Source organism: Vibrio sp. GLN_1 (assembly GCF_043106015.1).
GTDB lineage: Bacteria > Pseudomonadota > Gammaproteobacteria > Enterobacterales > Vibrionaceae > Vibrio > Vibrio parahaemolyticus.
On the sequence record NZ_JBICMD010000004.1, the window covers coordinates 153,011 to 168,825 of the forward strand.

The 15,815-nt window shown below is 44.9% G+C and carries 16 protein-coding genes; 5 read left to right on the forward strand and 11 right to left on the reverse strand.

Translation table 11 applies throughout. From position 1 onward, the window contains the following. The 8 genes from rseP to rpsB all read right to left on the reverse strand — a co-directional run bounded on the left by rseP (nt 1) and on the right by rpsB (nt 7,562). Nucleotides 1-1,359 (reverse strand): sigma E protease regulator RseP, encoded by a 1,359-nt coding sequence (gene rseP, locus ACF8OV_RS01075; protein ID WP_005456697.1) that lies wholly within the window; start codon nt 1,357-1,359, stop codon nt 1-3. Continuing rightward, nucleotides 1,359-2,564 (reverse strand): 1-deoxy-D-xylulose-5-phosphate reductoisomerase, encoded by a 1,206-nt coding sequence (gene ispC, locus ACF8OV_RS01080; RefSeq protein ID WP_005456710.1) that lies wholly within the window; start codon nt 2,562-2,564, stop codon nt 1,359-1,361. Before ispC ends, rseP begins: the two co-directional genes overlap by 1 nt. A 51-nt stretch (nt 2,565-2,615) precedes the next feature. After that, nucleotides 2,616-3,458, reverse strand: a complete 843-nt coding sequence (locus ACF8OV_RS01085; protein ID WP_005480977.1) for a phosphatidate cytidylyltransferase — start codon at nt 3,456-3,458, stop codon at nt 2,616-2,618. Between the two features lie 12 nt (nt 3,459-3,470). Further along, nucleotides 3,471-4,226, reverse strand: a complete 756-nt coding sequence (locus ACF8OV_RS01090) for an isoprenyl transferase (RefSeq protein WP_005480970.1) — start codon at nt 4,224-4,226, stop codon at nt 3,471-3,473. A gap of 96 nt (nt 4,227-4,322) precedes the next feature. Continuing rightward, nucleotides 4,323-4,880: a ribosome recycling factor gene (gene frr, locus ACF8OV_RS01095; RefSeq protein ID WP_005456723.1), complete on the reverse strand. Its 558-nt coding sequence runs from the start codon at nt 4,878-4,880 to the stop codon at nt 4,323-4,325. A 96-nt stretch (nt 4,881-4,976) separates the two neighbouring features. Continuing rightward, complete coding sequence (gene pyrH, locus ACF8OV_RS01100; protein WP_005484104.1) at nt 4,977-5,708, reverse strand: UMP kinase; 732 nt, start codon at nt 5,706-5,708, stop codon at nt 4,977-4,979. A 148-nt stretch (nt 5,709-5,856) separates the two neighbouring features. Beyond that, nucleotides 5,857-6,702, reverse strand: a complete 846-nt coding sequence (tsf, locus tag ACF8OV_RS01105; RefSeq protein ID WP_025515689.1) for a translation elongation factor Ts — start codon at nt 6,700-6,702, stop codon at nt 5,857-5,859. A 131-nt stretch (nt 6,703-6,833) separates the two neighbouring features. Beyond that, nucleotides 6,834-7,562 (reverse strand): 30S ribosomal protein S2, encoded by a 729-nt coding sequence (gene rpsB, locus ACF8OV_RS01110; RefSeq protein WP_005456727.1) that lies wholly within the window; start codon nt 7,560-7,562, stop codon nt 6,834-6,836. A 397-nt stretch (nt 7,563-7,959) separates the two neighbouring features. On the opposite strand from rpsB, the gene map reads away from it, so the two are divergent. The 3 genes from map (at nt 7,960) to ACF8OV_RS01125 (ending at nt 12,102) form a co-directional block, all read left to right on the forward strand. After that, a complete protein-coding gene (gene map / locus ACF8OV_RS01115) occupies nt 7,960-8,838 on the forward strand; it encodes a type I methionyl aminopeptidase (protein WP_005456732.1) in 879 nt (292 codons plus the stop codon). 113 nt (nt 8,839-8,951) lie between these two features. After that, the gene (gene glnD / locus ACF8OV_RS01120) at nt 8,952-11,576 is read left to right on the forward strand and encodes a bifunctional uridylyltransferase/uridylyl-removing protein GlnD (RefSeq protein WP_141180340.1); all 2,625 of its coding nucleotides are present in this window, start codon (nt 8,952-8,954) and stop codon (nt 11,574-11,576) included. Between the two features lie 142 nt (nt 11,577-11,718). Beyond that, nucleotides 11,719-12,102 carry a DUF3461 family protein gene (locus ACF8OV_RS01125; protein ID WP_005456756.1) on the forward strand — a complete coding sequence of 128 codons (384 nt, stop codon included), beginning with the start codon at nt 11,719-11,721 and terminating at the stop codon, nt 12,100-12,102. Between the two features lie 82 nt (nt 12,103-12,184). On the opposite strand, the gene truC is transcribed toward ACF8OV_RS01125, so the two are convergent. Both truC and ACF8OV_RS01135 read right to left on the reverse strand, forming a co-directional pair. After that, a complete protein-coding gene (gene truC, locus ACF8OV_RS01130) occupies nt 12,185-12,952 on the reverse strand; it encodes a tRNA pseudouridine(65) synthase TruC (protein ID WP_005456757.1) in 768 nt (255 codons plus the stop codon). Nucleotides 12,953-12,957: 5 nt separating this feature from the next. Further along, on the reverse strand, nt 12,958-13,272 hold the full coding sequence (locus ACF8OV_RS01135; RefSeq protein WP_021486748.1) for a YqcC family protein: 315 nt from the start codon (nt 13,270-13,272) through the stop codon (nt 12,958-12,960). 79 nt (nt 13,273-13,351) lie between these two features. On the opposite strand from ACF8OV_RS01135, the gene ACF8OV_RS01140 reads away from it, so the two are divergent. Together ACF8OV_RS01140 and ACF8OV_RS01145 are read left to right on the forward strand one after the other, a co-directional pair. Then, on the forward strand, nt 13,352-14,389 hold the full coding sequence (locus ACF8OV_RS01140; RefSeq protein ID WP_020838633.1) for a DUF3549 family protein: 1,038 nt from the start codon (nt 13,352-13,354) through the stop codon (nt 14,387-14,389). Between the two features lie 13 nt (nt 14,390-14,402). Further along, entirely contained in the window at nt 14,403-14,702 is a 300-nt protein-coding gene (locus ACF8OV_RS01145; RefSeq protein ID WP_005494258.1) for a DUF3301 domain-containing protein, read from the forward strand. Here the strand turns inward: ACF8OV_RS01145 and ACF8OV_RS01150 are convergent. Further along, entirely contained in the window at nt 14,662-15,147 is a 486-nt protein-coding gene (locus ACF8OV_RS01150; RefSeq protein WP_021452994.1) for a GNAT family N-acetyltransferase, read from the reverse strand. The genes ACF8OV_RS01145 and ACF8OV_RS01150 overlap by 41 nt on opposite strands. Between the last annotated feature and the right edge of the window lie 668 nt (nt 15,148-15,815).

Here is a 15,815-nt window from a genome sequence, read left to right on the forward strand (position 1 = left end):
TCACAGACGAGTAAAATCATTAAATAGCGCTAACGCCATGAGCGAGAAGATGATTGCACCACCAATTCTAAAGCCCATTTCCTGTACTTTTTCTGGGACTGGGCGTCGGATAACGGCTTCAATTGCGAAGAACAATAAATGACCACCATCCAACATAGGTAACGGAACGAGGTTAATAATACCTAGGTTAACACTAATTAGAGCGAGAAAACCTAAAAAGTAAACTAGACCGTAGTCCGCCGTTGCACCCGCACCTTTTGCAATCGAAATTGGGCCGCTCAGATTGTTAAGACCGACATCACCAACAATCAGTTTTTTCAACATGCTGACGGTCAAACCAATCACTTGGCCTGTCTTATCAACCGCTTTACCAATTGATTCGAATACACCAAACTGCAGCTCGAAGCGATAACTTTCTGGCCATTCTGCGACTTCAGGTGCGATACCTGCAAAGCCAACCACTTGTTTGTTAGCCAGCTCACGACTGTCTGGTGTTAATGTTAGTGATTGCTCAATGCCTCGGCGTAATACCGTCAACTCGATTGGAGTATTTGGATTTGAGCGTACAGCATCTACGACTTGTTTCCAGTCATTGATAGGCTCACCACCAATCGCGATGATTTCATCTTCTGGAAGCACACCTGCTTTCGCGGCTGCACCGTCTTCAGAAACTTGCTTAATAACGCGATAGATTTCTGGTGTATATGGAGCAAAACCAAGTGAATGCATCGCAGATTCGGTTTCTGGATCAAATTTCCAGTCACGAAGGTCCAGCGTTTTCGTCACTTCAGCGCCAACTTCTGAGTCTGACGTCAGTGTTAGCGTCATAGCGTCATCACCAATATGAGAAATTAATCCCATATTAACTGATTCCCAATCCGGAGTTTTGATGCCTGATACTGCTTTTAGTTCCATTCCAGATTCAATTCCTGCCTCAGCAACAATCGAATTGGGCGTAACTTCACCAATTACGGGTTTTACCGCTGGTACACCAATCAGGAAAACCAACCAATAAGCAAAAATAGCAAATAAGAAATTAAAGATAGGGCCAGCTGCAACAATAGACGTTCGTTTCCAAAGCGGCTTTTGATCAAAGGCTAAATGTTTTTCACTTTCTGGCACATCGTCAACACGGCTATCTACCATTTTGACGTATCCACCAAGAGGAATCATTGAGATAGTGTATTCGGTTCCGTCTTGACCAACTTTTCGCCAAATAGACTTACCAAAACCGATGGAAAATCTTTCAACCTTCACGCCACAACGACGAGCAACCCAAAAGTGCCCAAACTCGTGCACGGCAACAAGAATGCCCAGTGCAACGATAAAAGAAACAAGATTCCACAAAATACCAGTCATTAGCTACGCTCGCGTATAATTTCTAGGGCGATAGTTCGAGACATTCTATCTAGCTCTAGCAAGCTTTCCAAGCTATTCGCATTCTCAGGTTTGCAGCTTGCGGTGATTTTATGCAAAACCAATTCATTGATGCGAGCTATGTCTGTAAAACCAAGGCGATTATTTAGAAACGCATCAACAGCAACTTCATTGGCTGCATTTAGAGCAGTAGTCGCATGTTGCCCTTCGTAACACGCGTCAATCGCAAGCTTCAAACAAGGATAACGAGCAAAGTCTGGTTGCAAGAATGTCAATTCACCTACTTGAGTAAAGTCTAGCGGTTTTACACCGGCATCAACACGAGAAGGATAAGACATTGTCAGCGCAATTGGTGTTGCCATATCTGGCTCTCCCATTTGCGCCAGTACCGAACCATCACGATACTGAACCATTGAATGGATCACGGATTGCGGGTGAATAATCACTTTTAACTGGTCACGAGCCGCATTGAATAGCCATTTTGCTTCAATGTACTCAAGACCTTTATTCATCATAGTCGCAGAATCGACCGAAATCTTTGGCCCCATAGACCAGTTAGGGTGCGCGATTGCCTGTGCTGGCGTTACGCTGTCGAGATCGGCAATGTCAGCGTAACGGAATGGACCGCCAGATCCGGTTAACAGAATACTAGAAATGCCATGCTCATCTAAGTTACAGCGGCCAAGATTGGTTTGAACTTGCTGTGGTAGGCACTGGAAAATAGCATTATGTTCACTGTCTACTGGCAGCAACTCTGCCCCGTATTGTTCAACGGCATCAATAAACAACTGCCCAGACATGACAAGCGCTTCTTTATTCGCCAGCAATACGCGCTTGCCCGCTTTAACGGCCGCCATGGTTGGCAACAAACCCGCTGCACCAACAATGGCTGCCATTACGCTATCTACTTCTTCTAATGAAGCCACATGACAAAGTGCATCAACACCACCTAACACTTCTGTATTTGGTGAAATGGTGTGGATTTCTGATTGCAGAGCAACAGCCGCAGCCTTATCCGCCATTACCGCGAATTTAGGCTGCCATTGGCGACAAAGTGCCACCATCTTTTCAACGTTAGTGCCAGCCGCTAGTGCGACCACAGAAAACAGCTCTGGGTTTTGTTCAACCACTTTTAAGGTGCTTGCACCTATTGAGCCTGTTGCACCAAGAATCGTTAACTTTTGCATGATGTAAGACCGTTAGAAAAATTCAGGAGCGATGAAGCCGCTCCCGATAAATTAGAATACGTAGTATAGAAGAGCAAAGACTGGAAATGCAGCAGTCAGGCTATCGATGCGATCTAATACGCCACCGTGGCCTGGAATGATGTTACTGCTGTCTTTGATGCCAGAAACACGCTTAAACATGCTTTCGACTAAATCACCTAATACAGAAATCACGACAGTGATCAACGTAATGATGATCATATGAATTGGGCTCGTGAACTGGATATTGAACCAATCGGCAAACAACCAGCCAACAATCAGTGCCGCGATGATACCGCCAATAAGACCTTCAATCGTTTTGTTTGGGCTAACATGTGGTGCCATCTTGCGCTTGCCTAAACTTTTACCAGCGAAGTAAGCACCGCTGTCTGCAGCCCATACCAAGAAGCAAACGTACATTACGAGCTTTGCACCGTGGTATGGATCTACCGAAATGTCTGAGGCTCTTAGAATGATTACACTCCAAAGAAAAGGGAGTAATGTCAGAAAACCAAAAACATGTCGTAAAACAAGGTTGCCTTGCCAAGATTTTGTGGTTTTCGGGTAAGTAATTGCCATCAAGCTCGCAATAATCCACCACACAAAACCAAGCCCTAACACAACATAATGAGGTGTACTTAAATGGTTTAAGCTATGTGCGTCAGGTGAGATAAAGAGAAAACTAAGTCCGGTAACAACGGCTGCCGGAATCAGTGCAGCAATGCGAGAATTGCTTTCTGTAAATTGTGTCCACTCCCAAAAACCTAACAGTGTTATCGCCGTCAACGCGATAATAAAGCCCATTAGGGGTAACTTAAAAATACCTAAAATAACCAGGGGAGCTAAAATTAGTGCTGTTATTATTCTCTGTTTCAAACTAATTAGTCCTTATTGAGCCGTCATCAATGCCTTTACTTGTTCACCAGTACAGCCAAAACGACGCTCACGGTTAATAAACCACGTCACAGCTTCAACTAAGCTGTCTTCGTCAAACTCTGGCCAAAACTCTGGCGTAAAGTACATTTCAGCATAAGCCATTTGCCACAGCATGAAGTTGCTGATGCGGCATTCGCCACTAGTACGGATCAAAAGATCCACCTCTGGTAGGTCTGCCATGGTCAAATGCTCAGTGATTAACTGCTCATTAATATCCTCTACACGAATTTCACCGTTACGAGCTTTAAGCGCTAGTGCTTTAGCCGCTTCTGTGATGTCCCATTTACCACCATAATTGGCCGCAATGTTAATCACCATACCAGTGTTGCTTGCCGTTAGATTTTCCGCTTCTACAATTTTCTTTTGTAGGCGCTCACTAAAGCGGCTTGTGTCACCAATAACACGTAACTGTAAGTTGTTTTTATGTAGCTTTTTTACTTCACTAGACAGGACTGTGATGAACAGTTCCATCAAAAGACCAACTTCTTCCTCCGGACGACGCCAGTTTTCACTACTAAAAGCAAATAATGTCATCGCTTTAATGCCAAGTTTGGAAGCCGCAGCAACGGTCTTACGAACGGCATTAACGCCTTTTTTATGGCCAAATACGCGAGGTTTTCCTTTGGACTTAGCCCAGCGACCATTACCGTCCATGATGATGGCAATATGCTTAGGGAGGGAGTCAGAGAAGGCTTGAGAATTTTGCATAGGGAGTTAATTGAGTTCCATCAGTTGGATAGATTAACACAAAAAAACGCTGCACTGTGAGCACAGCGTTTTCCAACAGTGATGTAGGTGGGAGTATTAAACTTCCATCAACTCTTTTTCTTTTGCAGCAAGAACTTCGTCGATCTTCTTAACTGCTACGTCAGTCAGCTTTTGGATCTCTTCTTGTGCTTTACGATCTTCGTCTTCAGAGATTTCTTTATCTTTTAGAAGCGCTTTTAGATCGTTGTTTGCGTCACGACGGATGTTACGTACTGCAACACGACCACCTTCAGCTTCACCACGAACGATCTTAACTAGGTCTTTACGACGCTCTTCTGTTAGCGGTGGAAGTGGAACGCGAATGATAGTACCAGCAGACATTGGGTTTAGACCAAGGTCAGACATCATGATCGCTTTTTCAACTTTTTGAGTTAGTTCTTTGTCGAAAACTGTGATTGCTAGTGTACGTGCGTCTTCAGCTACAACGTTCGCTACTTGGTTAAGAGGAGTAGCAGCACCGTAGTACTCAACAGAGATACCAGATAGTAGGCTTGGGTGTGCACGACCAGTACGAACTTTAGAAAGGTTGTTCTTTAGCGCTTCAACGCTTTTGTCCATGCGCTCTTGCGCGTCTTTTTTGATTTCGTTAATCACGGTTTCACCTTAAAAATGTCATCTTTCCTGAAGAAAGCTTAAAAGGGTTGAGCAAAGCGAAACGCCATCCAACGTTGTTTGGATGGCGTATTAGAATTATGCGTCAGAGTTGATCAGCGTGCCTTCTGCTTCGCCCATCACCACGCGACGTAGTGCGCCTGGCTTGTTCATGTTAAATACGCGGATAGGCATTTTGTGGTCACGAGCAAGTGTGAACGCAGCCAAATCCATTACTTTAAGCTCTTTATCCAGAACTTCTGCGTAAGATAGCTTATCATACAGCTCTGCGTCTGGGTTTGCTACTGGGTCAGCAGTAAATACGCCATCAACTTTCGTTGCTTTTAGAACTACGTCAGCTTCGATTTCGATACCACGTAGACACGCAGCAGAGTCTGTTGTGAAGAATGGGTTACCAGTACCTGCTGAGAAGATTACAACGCGGCCTTGACGAAGTTCGCGAATTGCATCAGCCCAATTGTAGTCGTCACATACGCCTTTAAGAGGAATTGCAGACATTACGCGCGCGTTTACGTATGCACGGTGAAGAGCGTCACGCATCGCAAGGCCGTTCATTACTGTAGCAAGCATACCCATGTGGTCACCCACTACACGGTTCATACCAGCTTCTGCAAGACCAGCGCCACGGAACAGGTTACCGCCACCGATAACTACACCAACCTGAACACCCAGTTCAACCAGTTCTTTAACTTCTTGTGCCATACGATCAAGGATCGCAGGATCAATACCAAAACCGTCTTCACCTTGAAGAGCTTCACCACTCAGTTTTAATAGAATACGTTGATACGCTGGTTTAGGGTTCGTAGTCATGGAGTTTACCTTCCAAAGAGAGTTGTTGATTAACAGTCATGAATAATCACAAGCTTGCTTATGGTTATTCATCACGGCTAATCGTCTACTGCTCATAAAAAGACCGCAGCCAAGGCCACGGTCTAATCTTTGCACAAGTCTCTAAGGATTAACCTTTTTGAGCTAGTGCTACTTCTTCAGCGAAGCTTAGGCCTTCTGCTTTCTCGATACCTTCACCAACTTCTAGGCGAACGAATGTAGAAACTGAAGCACCTTTTTCTTTCAGCATTTCACCTACAGTTTTCTTAGGTTCCATGATGAATGCTTGACCAGTTAGAGAGATTTCGCCTGTGAATTTCTTCATGCGGCCAACAACCATCTTCTCAGCGATCTCAGCAGGCTTGCCTTCGTTCATAGCGATTTCAACTTGAACTTCTTTCTCTTTAGCAACTACGTCAGCTGGTACGTCTTCTGGGTTTACGTACTCTGGCTTAGAAGCAGCAACGTGCATTGCTACGTGCTTAAGAGTTTCAGCGTCGCCTTCACCAGCAACAACTACACCGATTTTCTCACCGTGACGGTAAGAAGCGATTGCAGTACCTTCAACGTATTGTACGCGACGGATGTTGATGTTTTCGCCGATTTTAGCAACTAGAGCAACGCGAGCTTCTTCGAATTGCGCTTGTAGCTCTTCAACTGTAGCTTTTGAAGCTAGCGCTGCAGCTGCAACTTCTTGTGCAAACGCAGTGAAGTTACCGTCTTTAGCAACGAAGTCAGTTTGGCAGTTAACTTCAAGAAGAACAGCTGAACCGTTTTCTTCTTTGATGATGATCGCACCTTCAGCTGCAACGTTACCAGCTTTCTTAGCTGCTTTCGCTGCGCCAGATTTACGCATGTTTTCAATTGCTAGTTCGATGTCAGCGTTTGCTTCTACAAGCGCTTTCTTACATTCCATCATGCCAGCGCCAGTGCGCTCGCGAAGTTCTTTAACTAGAGCAGCAGTTACAGTTGCCATTCTCTATTCCTCGTTTGATTCGAAATAAGGTAAAAAACAGGGGCCTACATTGTCGGCCCCCGATGCTAACTATAACTCAGTCTATGCTACAACAAGGTTTCACATAAACTAAGTGTGACACAGAGCCGCTATTATTCAGCTTCTACGAAGCCGTCTTTTTCAGCAACTACTGCAACGTCTTTGTTGCGACCTTCAGTTACTGCAGATGCAGCAGCGTTTAGGTATAGTTGAACTGCGCGGATCGCGTCGTCGTTACCTGGGATGATGTAGTCAACGCCGTCTGGGTTAGAGTTAGTATCTACCACAGCGTATACTGGAATACCTAGGTTGTTAGCTTCTTTGATTGCAATGTGTTCGTGATCAGCGTCGATTACGAATAGAGCGTCTGGTAGGCCGCCCATGTCTTTGATACCACCAAGAGATTTCTCTAGCTTCTCCATTTCACGAGTGCGCATTAGAGCTTCTTTCTTAGTTAGTTTGTCGAAAGTACCGTCTTGAGATTGAATCTCAAGTTCTTTTAGACGCTTGATTGACTGACGAACAGTTTTGTAGTTCGTTAGCATACCGCCCAACCAACGGTTGTTCACGTAGAACTGGTTGCTAGCGATTGCAGCTTCTTTAACAGCTTCAGATGCAGCGCGCTTAGTACCTACGAATAGAACTTTACCTTTTTTCTCGCCAACTTTAGCTAGTTCAGCTAGAGCTTCGTTGAACATTGGTACAGTTTTTTCTAGGTTGATGATGTGAACGCGGTTACGAGCACCAAAGATGAATGGCTTCATTTTTGGGTTCCAGTAACGAGTTTGGTGACCGAAGTGAACACCAGCTTTCAGCATATCGCGCATTGATACAGTTGCCATTTTAAAATCCTCTATGGGGTTAGGCCTCCACATCCCCCATAATTCCGACCAAGCTTCTGCTCAGCACCCCGGAACATGTGACGGAATGTGTGTGATTTAAAGATAAAAAGGTTAATCGGATGAAGCTTGCTTCGCCGCTTAGCTTTTGCAGAGCGAAGAGAACAGTCCTCTATTCCGGCGCGCTTTATATCATATTTTAGCTCAAGATGGCTAGTAAAAATTGTTTCTTATACTTGTCACATTAGCAGGAATGCTACCCTACTCTCGGCCAGATTCTATTACTACACTTCAAGTAAGAATGACTCATATTCTTAACTGGCTTGGGTTAACCGCCAGATGTCTGATAGAATGCGGCCATTCGCACGTTTACGTGCTTACGAATAAGTAGAGAAAGCCAATGTCAATCAAGATTAAAACTGCTGAAGAAATCGAACGCATGCGCATTGCGGGCAAGCTGGCCGCAGAAATTCTAGAAATGATCGAACCACATATTCAGGTGGGAGTTACGACAGACGAACTGAACAAAATCTGTCATGAATACGCTCTAGAAAAAGGCGCATACTCTGCACCGCTTGATTACCATGGTTTCCCTAAGTCGATTTGTACGTCTATCAACCATATTGTTTGTCACGGTATTCCTGCTGAAAAAGACGAGATTGGTAGCAACGGCCAAATGAAGCCAGCGGTACTAAAAGATGGCGACATTCTTAACGTTGATATCACTGTGATCATCCCGAACGATGAGAATGCAGATCTAAGCGTACGCCCTCAAGGCTACCACGGTGACACATCTAAAATGTTCCTAGTCGGTGATGTTTCACCAGCAAACAAACGTCTATGCATGGTTGCTCAAGAAGCTCTTTATGTCGGTATGCGTACCGTTAAACCTGGTTCAACTGTTGGTGATATCGGTACAGCTATCGAGAAATACATCAAAGAAAACAATAAGAACAACCCTCGCAATAAGTTCTCTATTGTTAAAGACTTCTGTGGTCACGGTATCGGTGATGAGTTCCACGAAGAACCACAAGTGGTTCACTACAAGAACAAAGACCGCCGCGTACTTAAAGAAGGCATGTGTTTCACTATTGAACCAATGATCAACGCAGGTAAGTTCGGTTGTACTGTTGACGCACAAGACGACTGGACTGTATACACAGGTGACGGCAAAAACTCAGCGCAATGGGAACACACTATCGTGGTAACCAAAGATGGTTGTGAAGTATTAACGCTCCGCAGCGATGATACGATTCCTCGCCTAATGAAAAATGCGTAACCAAGAATGACTTCAATATCCCCGCTCATGCGGGGATATTTTTTATCTCCGCGAGATTTGTTAAATTAGAAAGGTTTGTAGATCTTTACTTTTAGCTTGCACGGATAGCAAATATGCCACTTCAATCCCCTCTTACGTTTTCCGACGAACAAATCAATATCGGCGAACTAAAACAAGAGTTAGAAAAATTCAGCTCAACCCAAAAACAAGAGTTTCTTAACCATCACCCTGTGACCAGCTTAGTATTGGCTCGCGCAGAGTACATGGACTTGTTGCTGACGCGTTTATGGCAATACTTCGGTTTTAATGACATTTGCAACATCTCATTAGTGGCCGTGGGCGGATATGGTCGCGGTGAACTGCATCCGTTGTCCGACATAGACATTCTCGTTCTTTCTAACAACAAACTGCCAACTGCGTTAGAAGCGAAAATCAGCGAATTTATTACCTTACTATGGGACTTAAAACTGGAAGTTGGCCATGCGGTTCGCACTGTCAATGAATGTGCACAAATCGGTCGTGACGATCTAACGGTTGCCACTAACCTACAAGAAGCACGTCTGCTTTGTGGCAGCGAAGACACATTCCAAGCTTTAAAAAAAGTCGTGCTATCCGACTCTTTCTGGCCGAGCGAAACCTTCTACCGCGCAAAAATCCAAGAACAACGCGAACGTCATGCTCGCTACCACGATACGACCTATAACCTAGAGCCCGATATCAAATCGACCCCAGGAGGTCTTCGCGATATTCACACTTTGAGCTGGGTAGCGCGTCGTCACTTTGGCGCCACATCTCTGCTAGAGATGAGCCGTTACGGCTTTCTTACCGATGCGGAGTATCGCGAACTGGTGGAGTGTCAGGACTTCTTGTGGCGTGTCCGCTTTGCGCTGCACATTGAACTTCGCCGATACGACAACCGTTTGACCTTCGCACATCAAGCACAAGTGGCCGAAAACCTCGGTTATGTTGGTGAAGGCAATCGCGGCGTCGAGATGATGATGAAAGAGTTTTATCGCACACTTCGTCGCGTCGCAGAATTAAACAAAATGCTGCTCAAACTGTTTGATCAAGCCATCATCAATGGTGGTGCAACTGAAAACGCAGAAATTTTGGATGCAGATTTTCAACGTCGTGGGTCGTTAATTGAAGCCAGAAAACCTGCGCTATTCCAAGCCAGACCTGAAACTATTCTTGATATGTTTTTGCATATCGCAAACGACTCAACCATTGAAGGAGTAAGCCCTCCAACCCTGCGACAACTGCGTACTGCACGTCGCCGCTTAAACAAGTTTTTACACACGATTCCAGCGGCTCGTGAAAAATTCTTAGCGTTATGTCGACACCCAAATGCACTTCATAAAGCATTCAGTTTGATGCACAGACTTGGGGTAATGGCCGCATATTTACCGCAATGGAGCCAGATTGTTGGTCAGATGCAGTTCGACCTGTTCCACGCCTACACGGTTGACGAGCACAGCATTCGCCTACTCAAACACATCAATACCTTTAACAATCCAGACAACCATGCGAAGCATCCGATTTGTTGCGACATATACCCGCGCATGCAAAAGAAAGAACTGCTGATCATTGCAGCAATCTTCCATGATATTGGTAAAGGTCGCGGTGGTGATCACTCAGTGATTGGTGAAGGTGAAGCGTACGATTTCTGTATTGAACACGGGCTGTCGAAGCCAGAAGCTAAGTTAGTGGGCTGGCTGGTGAGGCATCACCTTCTCATGTCAGTCACCGCACAACGACGCGATATTTACGATCCTGACGTCATTACAGAGTTTGCGAAACAAGTTCGTGACGAAGAATCTCTTGAGTATTTAGTGTGTCTCACGGTTGCGGATATTTGCGCAACCAATCCAGAGTTGTGGAATGCTTGGAAACGCACGCTGCTTGCCGAGCTCTTCTACTCAACGCAACGCGCACTGCGTCGCGGATTAGAAAATCCGGTTGATGTGCGTGAGCGTATTCGCCATAACCAACAGATGGCTTCCGCATTGCTGCGCAAAGAAGGGTTTTCTGCGCGCCAAATCGAAGTGTTGTGGCAACGATTCAAAGCCGACTATTTCTTGCGCCATACTCACACTCAAATCGCTTGGCATTGTGCGCATTTGCTGCGTATGGATGATCCAAACAAGCCGCTGGTACTTATCAGCAAAAAGGCTACGCGCGGTGGAACAGAAGTGTTCGTTTACACCAAAGATCAACCAGCGTTGTTTGCTACCGTGGTGGCGGAGCTCGACCGTCGTAACTTTAACGTTCATGACGCCCAAATCATGACCAGCAAAGACGGCCACGTGATTGATACCTTCATGGTGCTCGATCAACATGGAGAAGCCATTGACGAATCTCGACATGCTGCCGTGATTAAACACCTCACTCACGTACTGGAAGCGGGTCGTCCGACGAAGATTAAAACGCGCCGCACCCCAAATAAACTTCAACACTTCAATGTGAAAACCAAAGTCGATTTCTTACCAACAAAAGGGAAGAAACACACCTTGATGGAGTTTGTAGCACTCGATACTCCGGGACTACTAGCCAAAGTCGGACGTACTTTTGCCGATTTGAATATCAACCTCCACGGCGCAAAGATCACGACCATCGGCGAACGAGCAGAGGACTTATTTATTCTCACTAGCGAAGCTGGCGGTAGACTCAGCGAAGAACAGCAAAATGAATTGAGAGACAAACTGATCGAGAAGTTATCTGACGCCGTCACTGCCTAATTCGAAACTGCCAAAACATCCGGTTCAGAGTGAGGGCGATCTTGTCCACAAGTTGAGCAATTTGGCTAAATATCAGCTATCTAGCTCATACATAGGCTGCTACAGTTATATCAATATCAATTAGATGTAACAGAGGTAGCCTATGTATCCCCACCTCACTGGTTTGGGTATTCATGATCCCAAGCAGATTGAACGTTATTCCCTACGTCAAGAAGCACATAAAGACGTGCTCAAAATCTACTTCCATAAGCAAAAAGGCGAGTTCTTTGCCAAAAGCGTCAAATTCAAATACCCACGCCAAGTAAAAAATGTCTTAGTTGATAGCGGTAGTCATAAATACAAGGAAGTAACGGAAATCAACCGTAACCTTACTTTGGTTATCGACGAACTCAACAAGATCACAAAACCAGCGAAAGTGTCTGAACTGGATGTAAAACAAAAGATTCTTTCTGATCTTCGCCATTTAGAAAAAGTCGTTTCTAGCAAGATCGCCGAGATCGAAGCGGATCTAGAAAAACTCAAATAGCCTTTAAGAATCGGTAAACAACAAAAAGGGTTGGTAAACATGCCAACCCTTTTCTATTTCTCTTCGCTAGAGCACAGCCTCTTTACTTAACGAGCTCTTCGTCCCACTCAAATCGAGTAAACAATTGCTGCCACGTATCGTCGATACTCGCTTTCATCACCAGCTCTTCATTTGTAAACGGATGCACAAAACGCAGCTCCGAAGCATGTAACAGCAAGCGGTGTGAATCAAATTCGTTACGGAACAATTTGTTGTGTTTACCATCACCGTGCGATGTGTCCCCCACAATTGGGTGACGTAGGTGGGCCATGTGACGACGCAATTGGTGCTTGCGACCAGTCTTGGGCTTCATTTCCATCAAACAGTAGCGCGTTGTTGGGAACTTGCCCGTCGAATAAGGCACTTCCACTTTCGCCAGTGGTTTGTAAGCGGTTACGGCCTCTTGAGCTTCTTTTTCTTGTGAGGCGAACTTATCTGCAATTTTGTCTAATTCGACTTTTAACGCGTAATCTAAAACGCCCTCTTCCTCAATCCAACCACGGACAATCGCGTGATAGGTCTTCTCCATTTTGTGCTCAGCAAACATAGGCATCACTTGAGAAGCCACTTCACTGGAGAGCGCAAACACCAAAACGCCAGAAGTCGGACGATCCAAGCGATGCAACGGAAAGACATGCTGACCAATTTGGTCTCGCAGAGTCTGCATGACAAACTGAGTTTCGTGTTTATCTAGCCAACTGCGATGAACCAACATGCCGGCGGGCTTGTTCACCGCAACAAAATACTCATCTTGATAAACAATCTCCAACTCTACTGGAGCCACGGTTTGTGATGTTTCTTGTTCTGACATTGAAGTTACTTACATAGTTCGTCGATAGTTCGAATCGTGTTCAAAAGCTCTGCGTACTGCGGCTCCTGCTTCCACGCTTCTGCAAAATAAGGTTCAATAGAGAAACCTCTTGGCAAAGGTTGGCTACTTTCTACTAAAGCGTGCATTCGAGCAATAAAAATCCACTGCAACCATTCATGTGGATCAAGCGTATCTATCGCGAAAGGCTCCACACTTTGCAACGCTTCTGGCGACGGCATGGTTTGTTGCCATAGCTCGTGCTTTTGAAGTTGTGTTTCAAGTTGGTACAGTAATTCCACCAGTTTTGTGCTTGTAGTCATTAACTTTTACATCTCGAACCTTGAATTAGCCGAGAATGATACCATTTCTTGTCAAAAGAACGTTAGGACGTCGTATTTAATGGAAAACATTCAAACCCTCACCCAGTTACTGAAAAACAGTCATTGTGAATATCAAATCTTCGACCTTGGTCGACGCATCAAAACGATCGATTCACAATTGTTCGCCGATGTTGAAAAAGGTCAGTGCCCTTACCCATACCCAATGCAGCGTAAAGCACATTTAGCGATTGCTTATTGGAATGAACAAAAACAACCTTGGATTTGGTTTTTAAAGTTTGAACTGGATGAGCGCGGCTTACTCAAGCAATCTGATATTGGCAACTTCATTAAATACGTAGTTGAAGCCATGGGCACTCGTCTAAGCGAAGAGATGTCTGAAGAGCAACAACAAAAACTCTCCAATAATCCATACACGTTCAAACCTTCTGAAGACAAAATGGCGGTATTCCACAGCCAAGTTCGTGCAAATTTGGATCTACCCACCAGCCAATATTACGAACATACACAGCACTACTTCACAGGCGGTCTAGGCTGGGAAAACTGGCAAACGGTTGGCCTGCAAGGAATCACCGATATCGCCGCACGCCTTGGTAAAGAGCAAAATGCGGTCACTCTGCGTAAAGCTCTCAATCATTTACCTAACGAGCCTCTATACGCACTGCTTGGTGCTCTTGAGCATGTCGACTTACAAGAACGACTAGCGCAGCGTATCGCAGAAAAAGCGCAGCAAGAGATTCACAGCACAGAACCAGATTTGTTCTTGCTATCGGCATTAACTCGCGCGTTAGCAGGCGCTCCAACTGAAGTCTCTTTACCAGTACTAGAAGCGATTTTGCAAAGCCCTCGTTTAAGTCACCAAGAAGTACTGATCGGTATTGCGGGACGAGCATGGCATCTTCTTTCTGATGCAAAAATCGCTGAACAATTTTTGCTGCGACTCGCACAAACAGGCAATCAAACCCTGTTCAATCAATTATTTGCCGATTTAGTTATGCTGCCAGAGCTAAGAATGGTATTGCTACCTTTGCTGCACTCTAGCCCATCGGAAGAGCTAGCCACTGCACTCATCAAATTGCAGCAAGCCACAAAGGGATAAGAAAGGATTAAGGATGATAGGAGATCTACTGGCAATACTTGGACTGTGCTTTTTCTGTTTTCTATTTTGGCAACAACGACGTCAATCTGAGTTAGCCAAAGTTGCCATCTCACGAAAATGCGAGCAATTGGATCTTCAGCTCGTTAGCATCGCTTTTGGAGCACACAAACTGAAAACGCCAGACGGAGTCTGGCGTTGGCATACAGTGTATCAATTTGAATTTTCATCTCTTGGCGATGACTGCTATCAAGGCCAATTGACTATGGTTGGATTCAGGCCGCAGAGCTTTCACCTACCGCCACATCGCTTGTAAATTCCATTTCAAAGTAAGGGCCGAATAAGTCCTTACTTTCTCTTGTTTTAACAAATCCCAGTTTTTCCAATACCGCCATTGATGCTTGGTGATTGCTGTTTACATTCGCTTTCACCTTATGTAGTTCCAATTCGCGGCACGCTTTAGGGAAAAACGCTTTTAGCGCTTCTGTCGCTAACCCTTTACCCCAATACGCCTTATCAAAAATAAAACCTAATTCGGGTTCGGAATCGAGATGGGAAATGAATACATGCCCCATATAGTCACGGCTCGTACTCTCAAGTACCGCCATACTATAAATATTTTCGTCATCCAGTATTTTCTCAAACAACTGTTTGGCAGACGCTACTGTATGAGGACCATTCATTTCGGCACGGTTTTTCGCGCAGCAATTAAGCATAACGAATTCTAGTTGCAACGACTCATTGTAGGGTAGAAGAAGCATTCTTCTGGTTACTATGGCCACATCTGTTCCTTGATTACAGCAAACTTAATTAATCCGCATATCACAAGCTAAGCGAAGCTGAGCCTGCCAAGTGACTGCGGGAGATAACGCCTTGTAGAGAAGCCGAAAGTTAAACCAACTGATTGGAAAGGATATTGATCTGGATTGTTTTTTATTAAGTGTTATTAGGATTTTATAAATTTTGTGACATTGACGGTTTTACCATCGAAAATAAGAAAGACCCCGACACGAATGTATCGGGGTCATGGTCTTACTCGCAGCAGTCCGGCTACTAAATAGTGCTCCATGCATCATCCATAATAGTGGCTGATTCCGTCATCTCAGTCCTTACGTCGCCGTCCTAGCGGTGTCCTTATCATCCTGATAGCTAACATTCCCCGTTAGCGCACATCACTTGTTCCTTGAGCGGTGTCCCTTGCATCTACCTGATGCTGTCCATAACCTCAATCCTATGAGGGGTCCATTGTCTATCCTTAGTCATCAACATCCTATTGATGATTGTTTCCTTACAATGTCCTGCGCTCCATGCTTGATCAATCATCCTGATTAACCAAATCGTCTTCCTGACGATAACCAAATCCTTGGTGCTTTCCTGTTCCGTGTCTGCTTCCTGCTGACAAGGTTAAATTTACGCTTTTCCTTAGTTT